The sequence below is a fragment of the Flavobacterium sp. UBA6135 genome (genome assembly GCF_002428305.1).
GTDB lineage: Bacteria > Bacteroidota > Bacteroidia > Flavobacteriales > Flavobacteriaceae > Flavobacterium.
Map to the genome: position 1 here is coordinate 16,346 of NZ_DIVJ01000018.1, position 15,306 is coordinate 31,651.

Here is a 15,306-nt window from a genome sequence, read left to right on the forward strand (position 1 = left end):
ATGTTATGACCTTATGAAACTCTTATAAAATTGAGGTAAAAAAAACCGGACTTTGTCCGGTTTAAAAATAAGCCTTGTGGTATTATTAAAAAGGTTAGTTAGTTAGGCCATTTTTTCTTAAACCAATACATGAAAAAAAAACTATAATATTTTTTTAATATTTAAAAATAGATTTAACTATTGTATCAAATTACTATTGAAATTTAAATAATTGTTTTGATAACAAATGTTATAAATATGAAAGGTAACAATAGACATACCTAATTGATAATAAAATTAATATATCCTTCAGATTAAACAAGTTTTTTTACGAATGAGTACTATTAATTTATTTATAACTTAAAAAAATCAACGCAGTTTTTCTAATGAACTCGGATTCTTTAAGTTTTGACTATTAACATTTCTTACAATAATGTTCTAAATTTTAATCCGTTACATTTCTGTGAATACTACAACATTTAATAAATGTTATGCAACAATATAGGTAAACCAAAATCCTATCTTTGATAGGAGTGCTTATACTCAAAATAAGCAATAACCTAAATCAATATAAACATGCAAGAAGAATTAGAAACAGTAAAAATTCTAAAAAAACAGTATGTGCCCGGCACTGCGTTTTACAGTCAAGTGATTGATAGTTTGCATGACTATGCCATCTTTACGGTGGACATGGATTTGCAAGTAAATAGCTGGAACTCGGGTGCTACCAAAATTTTTCAGTACGAAACAGATGATATTATTGGAAAACCATTTAGCATCATCTTTACAGATGAAGACAAAGTAAGTGGTATACCCCAAAATGAAATTGATTTGGCGATGCAAAACGGACGTTCAACGGATATCCGTTGGCACCTTCGGAAAGACAGTACCACATTTTATGCAGATGGTTTGGTATTTCCTCTAAGAGATGAAGAAGATGCTGTTATTGGGTATGTTAAAATATTAAGAGATATTACTGCTAGAAAAGAATCCGAAGATGCCTTGAAAAGTTATACCAAAGAGATGGAAGACCTCAACTCGCACAAAGAAAGTGTACTGGCTATTTTATCTCACGATTTAAGAAGTCCGCTTTCCGCCATTATACAAGGTACAGAATACTTGTCAACCAACTTTGACAGCGTTGGTCCCGAACTGGCTGTAGAACTAGTGAAAGAAATCCATACCGCCACCAAAAACCAATTAGATATGTTGGACTACTTGGTGGAGTGGGCACGAATAAAATATGCAGCAGAGGCATTTAATCCTACTACGATTACTCTGTTGCCTTCCGTTAATAAAGTATTAGCTAATTTAAAAGAAGCAGCAGCTTTAAGTTGTATCTGTATTCAAAATGAAATTAGTGCAGATTACAGAGTGTATGCTGACGAGAAAATGGTGCTTTCTATACTACAAAATTTGATTTCTAACGCCATCAAGCATTCGCACAGAGAAGGATGTATTACTTTATCAGCCAAAGAACAAGAAGGTAAAATAATTATCGCCGTTCAAGACCAAGGCAATGGCATTGCTAAAGAAGCACAGAGTACCCTTTTTTCACCTCAAGTGAACAATCTTACCAAAGCTGTTGAAACCAAACAGGGAGCTGGAATAGGTTTACTATTAGTCAAAGGCTTTTTGGAGAAAAACGGCGGCACTGTTTGGGTAGAAAGCGAAGAAGGTAACGGAGCTTGTTTCTATTTCACATTACCTGAAGGGAAAGGACAGTGGATAATGAAAGCGATTTGAAAATATTTAAATAAGAAATCATAAACTAATATTTTCATGTCTGTATAATAATTCAAAATTTAAAATAGTATAGAAGATGAAAAGAGATGAAGGCGAAAAAGGGAAGAAGATAAAATAAAAGTAGCAAGAGACTTTGAGCTTTTGGTCTTCAAAAAATTAAATAAACCTTTTGATTCGTTTGATGTTTTATTTTGATGAAATGTTTTTTTAATGTTTTTTATACAATTAGAAAAGAAGATACTATATTTTATAATGAAAAAAAATTCCCTTATCAGCCGGAGTCCAAAAAGCAGCTTTTAACCCCGCTTTTTTTAAAGCTTGATTTGTCCAGGTATTGCACGTGTAAAACAAGTTATAGGTTCGATTAGCCACATAAAAACTATCATTTTTACCATAGGTTGCAGCCTCAATAAAAATGGGATCTCCGTTGGTGTCATATTGAAAACTAGCTTCGATGAAAGAAATTAATTTTTGATATTGTTTTTTCGAAATTTCAATTTTTACACAATTTTCAGTTTCTTGAATTTGTTTGTAAAAAGTGGTATGCATTGCCGAAGTTCCAAGGTTGAAGGCGGCCTTAAAAGCGGTACTGAATTTTAAATCAGACCATTCCGGCGTGTCGAGATAAAAACCTTTGTCACCCCAGCCAAATGCTAAAAATTGATGAGTTGAATCTTTGGATTGTATGTTTTCAAATTTTATTTTCTCCGACCAATCTTTCAAATCAGATTTTATTGGTAAAACCAAATCGGTGTGAACGCCATTTGATTTGATGTAAATGGTGTATTCTTTTGTATGCTCCGATTGATTTTTATTTACCGGAATAATAGATAAAACAAAAGCTGAAATAACATAAAGCATCAATAAAAAAACTATAAATAAAACAAATTTCAATACTATTTTTAAAGCTGATTTTATTTTTTTCATTTGATAATCTTCTAACAATTTTTGAACTTTTTTTTAATTTATTTTTTTGAAAGTTTTGTCATATCCAAAGTCCTTTAATTTCAAAAACTTCTTAATTTCATTTTTGTTAGGCGAAATCAAAAAAGATGTGGAATCTATCATCTTTGATTTTATTTTTGTGATTGAATCCATTTTTATTAAATCTGTATCAGAATAAAGTTGTTTTACAGTGAGAATATCATCTTGTAAGGAATAAATTGTAATTTTCCAATAAATGGAATCTCTTTGATTTATAATTAAATTATTATTGATTCGTTTTACTTTTTTATCATTTGATTAGATAAAGAAAGTATCTCTTTGTTTGGAATAAAGTTCTAAAGAATCACCAATACTTTTATAATTAAATTCTTCTTTGGAATTTTTAAAGACATACTTATCATTAACAAAATCAAAATCGGCTTTCAATGAATCTAAATCAGAAATAGAAATTCGGTAAGCAAAATTAGCTTCATAATACATGGCTTCTTTAGTTATTGTAAAAAATAAAGAATCTGAATCCACATACAAACCAATAAACTTATTCGGAAATTTATTTAACTCTGAATCGTTCACCGGCTGAGGTGAACTAAAATAAAATTGGTTACCAACAATTTCTGCTTTTTTCTGTTTACATGAAATTAAAAAAATGATCAAAAATGATAAAAACAGTTGCTTCATACTAATTTTTCTATAAAAGTAAAAAACTGCTGAATTTCTTCAGCAGTTTCCTCTATTTTCTTTTCTCTTTTTTTTATTCGCTTTACACATTAAAACGGAAATGCATCACATCACCATCTTTTACAATGTATTCTTTTCCTTCCACGCGAAGTTTTCCGGCTTCTTTTACTTTGGCTTCTGAACCGAAATTGGAATAATCTTCGAAGGCAATTACTTCAGCTCTTATGAATCCTTTTTCAAAATCGGTGTGGATAACTCCGGCTGCTTTTGGAGCAGTATCACCAATATTGATAGTCCATGCACGTACTTCTTTCACACCAGCTGTAAAATAAGTTTGCAGGTTTAATAATTTATAAGCGGCACGAATTAAAACGGCCGAACCTGGCTCCTTTAATCCCATATCTTCCAAGAAAACTTGGCGTTCTTCGTAGCTTTCTAATTCCGTAATATCAGCTTCTGCTCCTACTGAAAGAACAATCACTTCGGCTTGTTCGTCTTTTACCATTTCGCGAACTTGATCCACATACTTGTTTCCGTTTACGGCTGATGCTTCGTCAACGTTGCAAACATACAAAACCGGTTTGGTTGTAATTAATTGAAATTCCTCCATCAAATCAATTTCATCTTGATTTTGAGGAATAACCGTACGAGCCGATTTTGCTTGTAATAAAGCTTCGCGAATTCTATCTAACAAACCTTTTTCAACTATTGCTTCTTTATTACCTGTTTTTGCTGCACGATTGGTTTTTTCTAAACGCTTTTCAACGGTTTCTAAATCTTTTAGTTGTAATTCGATGTCGATGGTTTCCTTGTCACGAATTGGGTTTACATTTCCGTCAACGTGAACAATATTATCGTTATCAAAACAACGCAACACATGAATAATAGCGTTACATTCTCTGATATTTCCTAAAAACTGATTTCCTAAACCTTCACCTTTACTGGCTCCTTTCACTAATCCTGCAATATCAACAATATCAACCGTAGCCATTTGAACTCGTTCGGGTTTTACCAATTCTTCCAAACGTGCAATTCGAGGATCGGGAACATTTACCACCCCAATATTAGGTTCGATGGTGCAAAACGGAAAGTTCGCACTCTGAGCTTTAGCATTTGATAAACAATTAAAAAGGGTTGATTTTCCAACATTCGGTAATCCTACAATTCCTGCTTTCATCTTAGGGTAATGGGTTAGTCCCGAAACTTCGGGAATGGGTAATCGGTTTTTAAACGGGTGCAAATATAGTTTATAATATTGAAAGATTAAAAATTATTGGATTTGAAATGTCGCAAAACAAAGGTGGGAATTATGTAATTTAAAAAACGAGTTGTGTAATGACTTCAGAGCATTGATACAGTACATTTACATTATTAAAAATTAAATCTAAAAATTATGAAACTATTTTCTATCGGATTGTTGTTGTTAACATTTACTTTTGGTCAAGCTCAAAATAAAAATGTAAAAGACGAAACCAAAACTACCACAACAACAATTAAAACCAGTGAAGGTGAAAAAAAAATCATCAAAGAAGAAAATTCTAAAGAAGTTCAACTAATTCAAGTTGGCGATAAAAAAGACAACACTGTAAATCGTGATGTAAAAAACACTCCAACTATTGTAACAGAATCAACTGAGATTTCTACAACTTCAAGACCAAACGTAAAAGACAAAGACCGTTCGTCAGTTTATGTTATTAATGGTCAAAAATATAGAGTTATGGCAGAACCTAAAGGGTATAGCGTTGTGAGTGAGAAAAATAAAAATTATGCTAGAATAAGACAAACCTCTAACAATACCTATATTTTTACAAGAAAAAACAAAACATCATATGGTCATTTTGATTCAAATGGTGATTTAATTTTGGAAACTTATGATCCAAAAAAAGATGTTTTTGTAACTGAGAAAATTACTATAATTAAGTAATTACTTGTTATAATTATAAAGAAACCGTCTCACAAACTTGAAGGCACTAAAAAAGTCTTCTCGCTGGTAAATCGTTTAAAAAAAGGGGTAAAAAACTAGATTTTTAACTCCTTTTTTCTTGTAATTAACTGTAATTACAGCGTTTTAATGATATTTCCACAACAACAAATAATTTAGGCATTGACATTCTTCTTTATAATATTTAATTATTACAGAGTATAATTTTCTTAGAAAAATTAGGTGCTGATAGATTTTTCATTTATCTACGATGAGTTGGTTAATAATTATTTTACTAATAATGATCATATAGCATTGAGTTTTGTTTGTATATTTAAGACTTAGCATTTTTATATTTGATACAGTTTATTGAACTAACTCAAATTTCAATGGATACTTTCTTTGAATTCATAAAGATTTAAGAAAACATATTAAAAAAAAATGCATAACCTCAAACTGACAATACTGTCAATATTTTTCTTAATAACTTTAAATCATATTTCTTTTAAAATTTTGCTTTATCCGCTATATTAGCACAAAATCATTTTTCCCCCATGTTAGAGCAAGATCAATACACCGAAGACAATATTCGTTCCCTCGATTGGAAAGAACACATCCGAATGCGACCCGGTATGTATATCGGAAAACTGGGTGATGGTTCATCACCTGATGATGGTATCTATATTTTGTTGAAAGAAACGTTAGATAACTGTATCGATGAATACGTGATGGGAGCAGGAAAAACCATCGAAGTTACTATTAAAGATAAACTAGTAACCGTTCGTGATTACGGACGCGGAATTCCGTTAGGAAAAGTGGTCGATGTCGTTTCAAAAATGAATACCGGTGGTAAATACGATTCTAAAGCCTTCAAAAAATCTGTGGGTTTGAATGGAGTGGGGACAAAAGCTGTCAATGCGTTGTCCAACTATTTCCGTGTGGAATCGGTTCGTGACAACCAACAAAAAGCCGCTGAATTCTCTGCCGGAAATTTAACGTTGGAAGAAGATATTCAAGAAACAACCAAACGTCGTGGAACCAAAGTAGCGTTTATTGCCGATGAAACGATTTTTAAAAACTACAAATACCGTAATGAGTACATCATCAAAATGCTCAAAAATTATTGTTACCTCAATACAGGATTAACAATTTATTATAACGGTGAAAAGTATTATTCTGAAAATGGTTTAAAAGATTTATTGGAAGAAAATATTACGGAGGAAGATATGATTTATCCAATCATTCATCTTTCAGGTGACGATATTGAAATTGCTATCACACACAGTAAATCTCAATATTCAGAAGAATATCATTCCTTCGTTAACGGACAAAATACAACGCAAGGTGGAACGCATTTGAATGCATTTCGTGAATCGATTGTGAAAACCATTCGTGAGTTTTACAAAAAAGATTTTGATCCTTCAGATATCAGAAAATCAATTGTTTCGGCTATTGCAGTTAAAGTAGAAGAACCGGTTTTTGAAAGTCAGACCAAAACCAAATTAGGTTCTACAGATATCGGTCCGAAAGGTCCAACCGTTCGTACATTCATAAACGATTTTATATCCAAAAAACTCGATAACTTTTTACATAAAAATCCAGAGGTTGCCGATTCACTTTTACGTAAAATTCTGCAAGCGGAAAGAGAACGTAAAGAACTTTCAGGTATTCGGAAATTAGCGAAAGACCGAGCGAAGAAAGCAAGTTTACACAACAAAAAATTACGCGATTGCCGAGTGCATTTAACCGATGCCAAAAATCCGAGAAGTTTAGAAAGTACGCTTTTTATAACGGAGGGAGATTCGGCTTCGGGTTCGATTACCAAATCACGCGATGTGAATACGCAAGCCGTGTTTAGTTTACGTGGAAAGCCTTTGAATTCGTATGGAATGAGTAAGAAAATCGTTTACGAAAACGAAGAATTCAACTTGTTGCAAGCCGCATTAAACATTGAAGAATCGATGGAAGATTTGCGATACAACAACATTGTAATTGCTACCGATGCCGATGTGGATGGTATGCACATTCGTTTGTTGTTGATTACATTTTTCCTTCAATTTTTCCCTGAATTAATTAAAGACGGACATTTATATATTTTGCAAACGCCGTTATTCCGTGTTCGAAATAAAAAAGAAACGATTTATTGTTACAGCGAGCAGGAGCGAGTGGATGCTATCGAGAAATTAAAACCAAAACCGGAAATCACCCGATTCAAAGGATTAGGAGAAATTTCGCCAGATGAATTCAAGAATTTTATTGGTGAAAGTATTCGATTAGATCCGGTGATGTTGGATAAAGCCACTTCCATCGAAACCTTGTTGGAATTTTATATGGGTAAAAATACCCCGGATAGACAAGAGTTTATTATTAATAATTTGAAAGTGGAGTTGGATACGATTGAAAAAAAATAATTTTTTTAAAGATTTTAGATTGTCTGAAGAATTACAAAATAAAGTGCTGTTTCAACAAGTTGTTGCGTTGTTAAAAAATGCTCAGCAACAAGTTATTCGTACCATCAATTCAACGATGGTTTATACCTATTTTGAAATAGGCAGAATGATTGTAGAAGAAGAACAAAATGGAAAAGAAAGAGCAGCGTACGGCAAACAAGTTTTAAAAGAACTTTCTAAGGAATTGACGAAGGAGTTTGGTAAAGGGTTTTCTGTTGATTCTTTGGAGCGTATAAGAAATTTTTATTTGATTTATTCAAAATCCGAGACACTGTTGCGGAATTCTAATAATGAAGAAACAAAGAGTATTACTTCGGAATTTGACACACAAAAAACGCAGACGCTGTTTTCGTTTTTTAAATTGACTTGGTCACATTATTCTTTTTTAATGAGAATTGATGATGAAAATGAGCGAAGTTTTTATGAAATCGAAACGGAAAAAAATAATTGGAGCGTTCGTGAACTCAAGCGACAATACGATTCCGCTTTATATACAAGATTGGCGTTAAGTAGAGATAAAGAAGGTGTTTTAAAATTGTCTCAAGAAGGTCAAATCATTGAAAAACCAAAAGACATCATCAAAGATCCATACATTTTAGAATTTCTTGGTTTACCCGAATTGCATCAGTATTCTGAATCAGAATTAGAACAAGAAATCATCAATAAATTAGAACATTTTTTGTTGGAATTAGGACAAGGTTTTGCATTCGTGTCTCGTCAACAAAGAATTTCGTTTGATGATAAGCATTTCAGAATCGATTTGGTTTTTTATAACAGAGTGTTGCGAAGTTTTGTGCTGATCGATTTAAAAATTGGCGAACTCAAGCATCAAGATTTAGGTCAGATGCAAATGTATGTGAATTATTATGACAGAGAAATGCGGTTGGAAGGCGAAAATAAAACCATCGGAATTGTATTGTGTCAAAACAAAAGTAACTTGTTAGTAGAATATACTTTACCGGAAGGAAACGAACAAATTTTTGCCAGTAAATACAAAACCATTTTACCAAGCAAAGAAGATTTTAAACGATTGATTGAAAGTAAATAATATACTGAAAATAAATTCAGCATAAATGAACGAAGACGAAGAAAACATCATCCCAGACGATGAAAACGAAGAACTGAACGAGTCGAGCCAAGAACAAGGTTTTGAAGATGTGAAAGTTTTTAGTAACAAACATTTTTACGAAAATGACGAAAACCCCGAAGATACCATCACAAAAGTGACGGGAATGTATAAGGATTGGTTTCTCGATTATGCTTCCTATGTAATTTTGGAGCGTGCCGTTCCGGCGATTGAAGACGGTTTTAAACCGGTTCAACGTAGAATTATGCACTCGATGAAAGAACTCGATGACGGTCGTTACAACAAAGTGGCGAACATCGTTGGTCATACCATGCAATATCATCCGCACGGAGATGCGAGTATTGGTGATGCGATGGTGCAAATCGGTCAGAAAGATTTACTGATTGATATGCAAGGAAACTGGGGTAATATCCTAACCGGTGACAGTGCCGCCGCTTCTCGTTATATTGAAGCTCGAATCTCAAAATTGGGTCACGATATTTTATTTTCACCAAAAATTACTGAATGGGGTGTTTCCTATGACGGACGTCGTGCCGAGCCTATCAATCTTCCCGTGAAATTTCCATTGTTGTTGGCTCAAGGTGCCGAAGGAATTGCCGTTGGTTTATCTACGAAAGTGCTACCACACAATTTCAATGAATTGATTGATTGTTCGATTAAAGTATTAAAAAACAAACCTTTTACCTTATTTCCCGATTTTCCAACGGCCGGAATTGCCGATGTTTCCAACTACAATGACGGAATGCGTGGTGGTCGTGTACGTGTGCGTGCGAAGATTTCACAATTGGACAAACAAACCTTGGTGATTACGCAAATTCCGTTTTCTACCAACACCGGAACGTTGATTGACAGTATCTTGAAAGCCAACGAAAAAGGAAAAATTAAAGTCAAAAAAATTGAAGATAACACAGCTGCTGAGGTTGAAATTCTTATTCATCTTCCGCCGGGTGTTTCTCCTGATAAAACCATTGATGCATTATATGCGTTCACCGCTTGCGAAACTTCGGTTGCTCCGTTGGGTTGTGTGATTGAAAACCATAAACCGTTGTTTATAGGCGTTTCGGACATGTTGAAAATTTCAACTCATCGAACGGTGGATTTGCTGAAACGGGAATTGGAAATTCAATTGGATGAACTCGAAAACAAATGGCATTTTTCTACCTTGGAAAAAATATTCATTCGGGAAGAAATGTATATTGATTTCAAATTGTATTCCGACAGAGAATCATTATATACGTACATGTATGATCGATTTAAACCGTTTTTAAAATCATTTGTTCGGGAAATTAATGATGATGATTTGCAGAAATTAACGCAAATTCCGATGATTCGTATCACACGTTTCGATTCGGATAAGGCGGATGATGCCATTGCGAAGTTGGAAGCCGAAATGGAACAAGTGAAACATCATTTGAATCATATTATTGATTTTGCGGTTGACTTCTTTTTGAAATTAAAAGATAAATACGGAAAAGGCAGAGAACGTCAAACCGAATTGCGAAGTTTTGATACCATTGAAGCTACAAAAGTGGTGTTGCGAAACACCAAATTATATGTCAATAAAGAAGAAGGTTTCCTTGGAACCGGACTCAAAAAAGACGAATACGTGGCCGATTGTTCCGATATTGATGATGTGATTGTTTTTCTCCGTGACGGAAAAATGATGGTGACGAAAGTAGATGATAAAAAATTCATCGGAAAAGACATCATTCACATTGCCATTTTTGACAAAAACGATAAGCGAACGATTTATAATATGATTTATCGCGATGGTAAAAATGGTTCCACTTTCATCAAGCGATTCAATGTTTCCGGAGTTACGAGAGATAAATTTTACGATTTAACACAGGAAAAAGCAGGTTCAATGGTTTCTTATTTTTCTGCGAATCCAAATGGTGAAGCGGAAGTGGTGACGATTTTATTGCGTCAAGTGGGAAGCATTAAAAAACTGAAATGGGATTTAGATTTTGCTGATATTGCCATCAAAGGAAGAGCTTCCCGTGGAAATACCGTAACCAAATATCCGATTAAGAAAATTGAATTAAAAGAAAAAGGAATATCCACCTTACGACCAAGAAAAATTTGGTTTGATGATACCGTTCAACGTCTCAATGTAGATGGAAGAGGCGAGTTGTTGGGTGAATTCCGTCCGAATGATCGTATTTTGGTAATTAATCAATCCGGAAAATTAAAAACCATTATTCCTGAACTCACGACACATTTTGATGAAGACATGATTGTATTGGAAAAATGGCATCCTAAAAAACCAATTTCGGCCATTTATTATGATGGTGAAAAAGACCGTTACTATGTGAAGCGTTTCTTGGTTGAGAATGAAAATAAAGAAGAAATCTTTATTTCGGAAAATGAAAAATCGCAGTTAGAAATTGTTTCCACCGATTGGCGTCCGGTTGCAGAAGTTATTTTTGCAAAAGTAAAAGGAGTTCAAAAAGACAATCAAACGGTTGATTTTGAACAATTCATTGCGGTTAAAGGAATTAAAGCTCTTGGAAATCAGTTGACAGCTGATAAAATAAAACAAGTAAACTTATTGGATCCCCTTCCATATGAAGAACCCGAGGAAGAGGTTCCGGAGGAGATGGAAGTTTCCGGAGAAGATAATGTGTCTGATGATATTCATACCGAATTAGATGATGATGGTCAGATAACACTAAGTTTAGATTAAATATAAAACCTGTAAGAAAATAAAACTTACAGGTTTTTTTAAAACATGATTTTTATCCTATTTTGAGCCATAACTTATTTATAAATTCGGTAAATTTATAATACGAAACTAAAATGGATAATTTTCCTTCTGACATCGCAATTGCTCAAAATGCAAAAATGCTTCACATCAAAGAAATTGCAGAAAAAATAAATATACATGAGGAATCATTAGAATATTATGGTAAGTTCAAAGCTAAATTACCTTTAGAACTACAATCAAGTAATCCAAAAGGGAAATTAATTTTAGTAACTGCCATGTCACCAACAAAATATGGTGAAGGAAAAACTACCATGGCAATTGGTTTAACAGACGGCTTGAATTGTATTGGGAAAAAAGCCATTGCAGTTTTACGTGAACCTTCGTTAGGTCCGGTTTTTGGTTTAAAAGGAGGAGCTGCAGGAGGAGGTTATGCTCAAGTACTTCCCATGGAAGACATAAACTTGCATTTTACCGGAGATTTTTCTGCAATTGAAAAGGCTAATAACTTACTTTCTGCAGTAATTGATAACAATTTACAGAACGCGAAATATTCTTTAAATCTTGACCCAAAATCCATTTCTTGGAAACGTGTGATGGATATGAACGACCGTTCATTACGTCAGATTATTATAGGAGTTGGAGCTAAAGCAAATGGAATCATGCGTGAAGATGGTTTTAATATCACACCCGCATCGGAAGTGATGGCGATTTTGTGTTTGGCCAAAGATTTAGAAGATTTAAAATACCGATTAGGAAATATTTTCATTGGAAAAACATTTGACGGTAATGCTATTTTTGCTCGCGATTTGAATGTTGTAGGAGCAATGGCAGCTTTATTGAAAGATGCTATTAAACCAAATTTAGTGCAAACCATAGATGGTAATCCGGCTATTTTACACGGTGGTCCTTTTGCCAGTATAGCTCAAGGAACAAATTCTTCTATTGCCACTAAAATGGGATTGTCCTTAAGTGATTATGTTGTTACTGAAGCGGGTTTTGGTGCCGATTTAGGAGCAGAAAAATTCTTGCATATCAAGTGCGAACAATCTGGTTTGAAACCAGATGCAGTGGTTTTAGTGGTAACAATTCGTGCGATTAAACACCATGCGGGTTTAACAGCAGATGATTTTAAATCAGAAAATGTAACAGCAATTGAAAAGGGATTTTGTAACGTAGAAAAACATATAGAAAACATGCAGCAATTTGGATTTAATCCAGTGGTTTGCATCAATGCTTTTCCAGATGATCTACAAGTGGAATATGATAAATTGATAGCATTATGTAAAGCAAAAGGTGTTACAGCCATAGTCAGTAGTGCTTTTGCTCATGGCGGAAAAGGTTCGATTGAAGTGGCACAAAAAGTTGTTCAAGAAATTGAGAAGGGAACTACTAATTACAAACCTTTATATCAACCTACGGATAGTATTGAACATAAAATTAACATCGTAGCAAAAACGATTTACGGAGCCAATTCGGTGGAGTTTTCTCCAAAATCTAAAGCACAATTGAAAGTGATTAACGATTTAGGATTTAGTCATTTTTCGATTTGTATGGCAAAAACACCTGCAAGTTTTTCCGATAATGAGAAGTTAATTGGTCGCCCGACGAATTTTGATATTATTGTTCGTGAGTTTGAAATTTCTTCAGGTGCCAGATTTGTAGTGCCACTTTTAGGTGATGTGATGCGAATGCCCGGATTGCCTGCAGTTCCAAATGCAGAACGAATAGATATAGACAATGATGGTGTTATTTCGGGGTTATCTTAATTAATTTAGAGTTATAACTATTTGGCGATTGTTTTCTTCCGCATTTTCATATTAATAAATTCAACACCTAACGAAAATGCAATGGCAAAATAGAGATATCCTTTTGGAACTGCTCCAACTTCTTGATCAAACACTTTTGCATGAGCTAAATGAGCACTTTCCGTAATTAGCATAAACCCAATTAAAATTAGAAAAGCTAATCCCAAGACCTGGATTGAGGGGTGATTGTTTACAAAATTACCAACCGGAACGGCAAAAAACATCATAATGGAAACAGCAACAACAACGGCAATTATCATGATTGTCAAGGCACCGGGAACGCCATTGGTCATACCTACTGCGGTTAAAATACTATCTACAGAAAAGACTAAGTCAATTAATAAAATCTGAAAAATAACATTACCAAATGATTTTACAGCGGCTTTTTTTAAGCTAATAGCCTCTTCACCTGAATGTTCTACTTTTTCACGAATTTCTTTGGTGCTTTTATAAATCAGGAATAAACCGCCACTAAAAAGAATAATGCTTTGCCCGGTGACATCTACATCAAACCATGACCAATCAACATGAAAAAAGGGTTCTTTCATTGCAATTAGAACAGTAATTCCAAATAAAAGTGCTATTCGCATGAACATTGCTAAAAACAATCCAAGTCGGATGGCTTTTTTACGTTGTTCTTCCGGAAGTTTTCCGGCAACTATAGAAATGAAAATAATATTGTCAATTCCGAGAATTACCTCTAAGAATGTCAATGTTAATAAGGCAATCCAGGTATCAGGATTTAAAAATATTTCCATAAAATTAAAACTAAATTGAATATAAAAAAGTGCTTGTTATTGCTTTGTAACCACTCCTTTTTGTTTCGCAGTTTCGCCCACAAAAGAATATTCAAATGTATAGTTTTTTTCGTTTGTTGTTAAAATTTTCATGTGAATTGCTTTTTTTTCTTTCATGCCTTTCGGATGAAGCTTTTGCAAGACAAATTCGCAATCATTTAACCATCGAACGGAGGAAGTATCTGTTTTACCTCGAAAGGTTTCTATTTGTAACGAATCATTTCGGTCAAAAAGAGAAATTTCTATTTTGCCATCAATTTCTTGTTCAAATTGAAATTTTCCGGTTTTGAAATCGGCACAGTTTCGCTCTTGTTGGTAACAGGAAATGAATAGTAAAGATAAGATTGGAAGCAATTTTTTCATTGTAATTTTTTTAATTCATCATCAGTAAAATTCTTATTGCTTTTTTCTTTCGAAAATTTATCAGTATTGTAATTTTTGGATTTATTTTTAGGAATGGATAAACTTTGCCATTCGGTTTTCTTTATCATTTTGGCATAAAACACAATTTGTCCAATATGGTAAGGATAATGAGCTAATTGACGGTTGATAGCTTCTAAAACGGTATGACCTTCGTTTCGAATATAGATGATTTCGTTTAGTTGTTCCGGTTGTAAACCATTTAATGCATCAAATAAACATTCCCAACCTTTTTCCCAATGAGCTAAAAGTTCAGGTTTGGTTTTGAGAATTTCTTCAAATTCTGTATCACGATTTCGCCATTCTTTTTCGCCGTCGGTAGTTAGAAAGTCGGTCCATCGCGAAAGCATATTTCCCACTAAATGATTCACAATAATTGAAATTGAATTCGTGTCTTCATTCACCGAAACAAAAAGTTGCTCCGGTTCAAGTTGCTCCATCGCTTTTTCTCCCAACGTTTTATAGTAGAGAAATTGTTTTTTGACACTCTCGAGGTAATTAGTTTTCGTTTTCATCAAATAAACTTTTCATCATAATTTTTATTCCTTTGAACATCAAAGATACGGCTGTTATACAAACAAAGATTCCGACACCCAAAACGATGTAATGAATCCAAGTATGTTTGTTCATAAAGGCATTATGAATTAGGATTGGTCCCAAAAACATCAAAGGAATGGAACCTACTGCATATTTTATTCCTTTAAAAAGGAGTTCTTTGTTATCCATATTTTTTAAGTTGCTAAGGTTCTGAGTGACTGAGTTTCTGAGGTT

General features: G+C 33.6%; 13 protein-coding genes. 6 read left to right on the forward strand and 7 right to left on the reverse strand.

Going from position 1 to position 15,306, the window contains the following annotated elements:
* Nucleotides 1-555: 555 nt before the first annotated feature.
* A complete protein-coding gene (locus B3L86_RS05305; protein WP_291115957.1) occupies nucleotides 556-1,725 on the forward strand; it encodes a PAS domain-containing sensor histidine kinase in 1,170 nt (389 codons plus the stop codon).
* Between the two features lie 240 nt (nucleotides 1,726-1,965).
* Here the strand turns inward: B3L86_RS05305 and B3L86_RS05310 are convergent, their stop codons facing one another.
* The 3 genes from B3L86_RS05310 to ychF form a co-directional block, all read right to left on the reverse strand.
* On the reverse strand, nucleotides 1,966-2,652 hold the full coding sequence (locus tag B3L86_RS05310) for a TIGR02117 family protein (RefSeq protein WP_291115960.1): 687 nt from the start codon (nucleotides 2,650-2,652) through the stop codon (nucleotides 1,966-1,968).
* A gap of 315 nt (nucleotides 2,653-2,967) precedes the next feature.
* Nucleotides 2,968-3,348, reverse strand: a complete 381-nt coding sequence (locus B3L86_RS05315; RefSeq protein ID WP_291115963.1) for a hypothetical protein — start codon at nucleotides 3,346-3,348, stop codon at nucleotides 2,968-2,970.
* 82 nt (nucleotides 3,349-3,430) lie between these two features.
* A complete protein-coding gene (gene ychF / locus B3L86_RS05320) occupies nucleotides 3,431-4,525 on the reverse strand; it encodes a redox-regulated ATPase YchF (protein ID WP_291116078.1) in 1,095 nt (364 codons plus the stop codon).
* Nucleotides 4,526-4,741: 216 nt separating this feature from the next.
* On the opposite strand from ychF, the gene B3L86_RS05325 reads away from it, so the two are divergent.
* From B3L86_RS05325 to B3L86_RS05345, 5 genes are all read left to right on the forward strand, one after another.
* Entirely contained in the window at nucleotides 4,742-5,272 is a 531-nt protein-coding gene (locus B3L86_RS05325; protein WP_291115965.1) for a hypothetical protein, read from the forward strand.
* 551 nt (nucleotides 5,273-5,823) lie between these two features.
* The gene (locus tag B3L86_RS05330; protein ID WP_291115968.1) at nucleotides 5,824-7,680 is read left to right on the forward strand and encodes a DNA topoisomerase IV subunit B; all 1,857 of its coding nucleotides are present in this window, start codon (nucleotides 5,824-5,826) and stop codon (nucleotides 7,678-7,680) included.
* Nucleotides 7,681-7,699: 19 nt separating this feature from the next.
* Nucleotides 7,700-8,767, forward strand: a complete 1,068-nt coding sequence (locus B3L86_RS05335; protein ID WP_291115971.1) for a PDDEXK nuclease domain-containing protein — start codon at nucleotides 7,700-7,702, stop codon at nucleotides 8,765-8,767.
* A gap of 25 nt (nucleotides 8,768-8,792) precedes the next feature.
* Nucleotides 8,793-11,492, forward strand: coding sequence for a DNA gyrase/topoisomerase IV subunit A (locus tag B3L86_RS05340; protein ID WP_291115974.1), 2,700 nt, complete (start codon nucleotides 8,793-8,795; stop codon nucleotides 11,490-11,492).
* Between the two features lie 113 nt (nucleotides 11,493-11,605).
* Entirely contained in the window at nucleotides 11,606-13,279 is a 1,674-nt protein-coding gene (locus B3L86_RS05345; protein WP_291115976.1) for a formate--tetrahydrofolate ligase, read from the forward strand.
* A gap of 17 nt (nucleotides 13,280-13,296) precedes the next feature.
* On the opposite strand, the gene B3L86_RS05350 is transcribed toward B3L86_RS05345, so the two are convergent.
* Genes B3L86_RS05350 through B3L86_RS05365 form a run of 4 tightly spaced genes read right to left on the reverse strand, consistent with a single transcriptional unit; the run spans nucleotide 13,297 to nucleotide 15,261 of the window.
* Nucleotides 13,297-14,076 (reverse strand): TerC family protein, encoded by a 780-nt coding sequence (locus tag B3L86_RS05350; protein ID WP_291115979.1) that lies wholly within the window; start codon nucleotides 14,074-14,076, stop codon nucleotides 13,297-13,299.
* A 36-nt stretch (nucleotides 14,077-14,112) separates the two neighbouring features.
* Nucleotides 14,113-14,478, reverse strand: coding sequence for a DNA topoisomerase IV (locus B3L86_RS05355; RefSeq protein WP_291115982.1), 366 nt, complete (start codon nucleotides 14,476-14,478; stop codon nucleotides 14,113-14,115).
* A complete protein-coding gene (locus B3L86_RS05360) occupies nucleotides 14,475-15,050 on the reverse strand; it encodes a DUF1572 family protein (protein WP_291115985.1) in 576 nt (191 codons plus the stop codon). Before B3L86_RS05360 ends, B3L86_RS05355 begins: the two co-directional genes overlap by 4 nt.
* Complete coding sequence (locus B3L86_RS05365; protein WP_188361827.1) at nucleotides 15,034-15,261, reverse strand: DUF6095 family protein; 228 nt, start codon at nucleotides 15,259-15,261, stop codon at nucleotides 15,034-15,036. Before B3L86_RS05365 ends, B3L86_RS05360 begins: the two co-directional genes overlap by 17 nt.
* Between the last annotated feature and the right edge of the window lie 45 nt (nucleotides 15,262-15,306).

Coding starts and splice junctions, on each gene's coding strand:
- B3L86_RS05325 (WP_291115965.1), top strand. CDS start 4,742: ATGAAACTATTTTCTATCGGATTGTTGTTGTTAACATTTACTTTTGGT.
- B3L86_RS05360 (WP_291115985.1), bottom strand. CDS start 15,050: ATGAAAACGAAAACTAATTACCTCGAGAGTGTCAAAAAACAATTTCTC.
- B3L86_RS05365 (WP_188361827.1), bottom strand. CDS start 15,261: ATGGATAACAAAGAACTCCTTTTTAAAGGAATAAAATATGCAGTAGGT.
- B3L86_RS05310 (WP_291115960.1), bottom strand. CDS start 2,652: ATGAAAAAAATAAAATCAGCTTTAAAAATAGTATTGAAATTTGTTTTA.
- ychF (WP_291116078.1), bottom strand. CDS start 4,525: ATGAAAGCAGGAATTGTAGGATTACCGAATGTTGGAAAATCAACCCTT.
- B3L86_RS05355 (WP_291115982.1), bottom strand. CDS start 14,478: ATGAAAAAATTGCTTCCAATCTTATCTTTACTATTCATTTCCTGTTAC.
- B3L86_RS05345 (WP_291115976.1), top strand. CDS start 11,606: ATGGATAATTTTCCTTCTGACATCGCAATTGCTCAAAATGCAAAAATG.
- B3L86_RS05350 (WP_291115979.1), bottom strand. CDS start 14,076: ATGGAAATATTTTTAAATCCTGATACCTGGATTGCCTTATTAACATTG.
- B3L86_RS05305 (WP_291115957.1), top strand. CDS start 556: ATGCAAGAAGAATTAGAAACAGTAAAAATTCTAAAAAAACAGTATGTG.
- B3L86_RS05340 (WP_291115974.1), top strand. CDS start 8,793: ATGAACGAAGACGAAGAAAACATCATCCCAGACGATGAAAACGAAGAA.
- B3L86_RS05330 (WP_291115968.1), top strand. CDS start 5,824: ATGTTAGAGCAAGATCAATACACCGAAGACAATATTCGTTCCCTCGAT.
- B3L86_RS05315 (WP_291115963.1), bottom strand. CDS start 3,348: ATGAAGCAACTGTTTTTATCATTTTTGATCATTTTTTTAATTTCATGT.